This window comes from Stenotrophomonas sp. NPDC077659, from assembly GCF_050268705.1.
GTDB lineage: Bacteria > Pseudomonadota > Gammaproteobacteria > Xanthomonadales > Xanthomonadaceae > Stenotrophomonas.
Genome location: NZ_JBNNHG010000300.1, coordinates 1 through 1,144, shown reverse-complemented (window position 1 = coordinate 1,144; position 1,144 = coordinate 1). Strand labels below are relative to the sequence as shown.

At 62.4% G+C, this 1,144-nt stretch carries 2 protein-coding genes; both read right to left on the bottom strand.

The window, feature by feature from the left end:
- Positions 1 to 81: 81 nt before the first annotated feature.
- Positions 82 to 381 (bottom strand): 50S ribosomal protein L23, encoded by a 300-nt coding sequence (rplW, locus tag ACQKDV_RS19625; RefSeq protein WP_049470489.1) that lies wholly within the window; start codon positions 379 to 381, stop codon positions 82 to 84.
- Positions 378 to 983: a 50S ribosomal protein L4 gene (gene rplD / locus ACQKDV_RS19620; protein WP_427785890.1), complete on the bottom strand. Its 606-nt coding sequence runs from the start codon at positions 981 to 983 to the stop codon at positions 378 to 380. The genes rplW and rplD overlap by 4 nt, the downstream gene beginning before the upstream one ends.
- Between the last annotated feature and the right edge of the window lie 161 nt (positions 984 to 1,144).

Below are 1,144 nucleotides of genomic sequence, written 5' to 3'. Positions count from 1 at the left end.
TGCCGGTGGCGCTGCCGCGCAGGGCCGACCAGATGTACGGGGGAAGTGGGCTTGAATTTCATCAATGGCATGGGATGTACCTCAGGCCTTGGCCGTTACATCGATCGACTGGCCGTCGGCCAAGCGAACGTACGCCTTGCGCCAATCGCCGCGGCGGCCAGCACGGTTACGGAAGGACTTGTTCTTGCCCTTGACGTTGACCACGTTGACGGCTTCGACCTTGACGTCGAACAGCTGCTCAACCGCGGCCTTTACATCGGCCTTGGTGGCTTCGTTCGAGATTTCGAAGACATACTGATTGGAGAGTTCCTGCAGGCGCGCGGTCTTTTCGGAGACACGCGGGGCACGCAGCACGCTGAAGATTTTTTCGTTGCTGTTCATGCCAGCCACTCCTCGACCTTCTTGACCGCGTCAGCGGTGATGACGACCGTGTCGGCACCAACCAGGGACACCGGATCCAGGCCCTGCACGTCACGCACTTCCACGTAGGGAACATTGCGAGCCGACAGGTACAGGTGTTCGGAGGCTTCCTCGGTGACGATCAGCGGGCGCTTGCCCACTTCCAGGCCGGCCAGCTTGGCGATCAGACCCTTCGTGCTGGTCGCTTCGACGTCGAAGGACTCCACGATGGTCAGACGGCCCTGACGGTTCAGCTCGGACAGGATCGCGCACATGGCGGCACGGTACTGCTTACGATTGACCTTCTGCTCGAAGCTGCGCGGCTTGGCCGCGAAGGTGACACCGCCGCCGACGAAGATCGGAGCCGTCAGTGCGCCATGACGCGCGCCGCCGCCCTTCTGCTTCTTCGACTTCTTGGTGGTACCAGCCACTTCGGAGCGAGTCTTCTGTGCCTTGGTGCCGGCGCGACCGGCGTTGCGGTAAGCAACGACGACCTGGTGGACCAGATCTTCGCTGAAATCGCGACCGAACACGGTGTCGGAGACCGAGACCTTGTTGTTGCTACCCGTGATAACGAGTTCCATCGTCATCTCTCCTTATGCCTTGCTCGCCGACGGACGATCACGTCGCCACCCGCCGCGCCCGGAACGGCGCCGCGAACTGCAATGAGACCGCGCTCGACGTCGACCTGCCCTTGCGCGCGTCCCAGAACAGCTTCGGGTTGTAGTGGAAGGGCGGGTCGCGG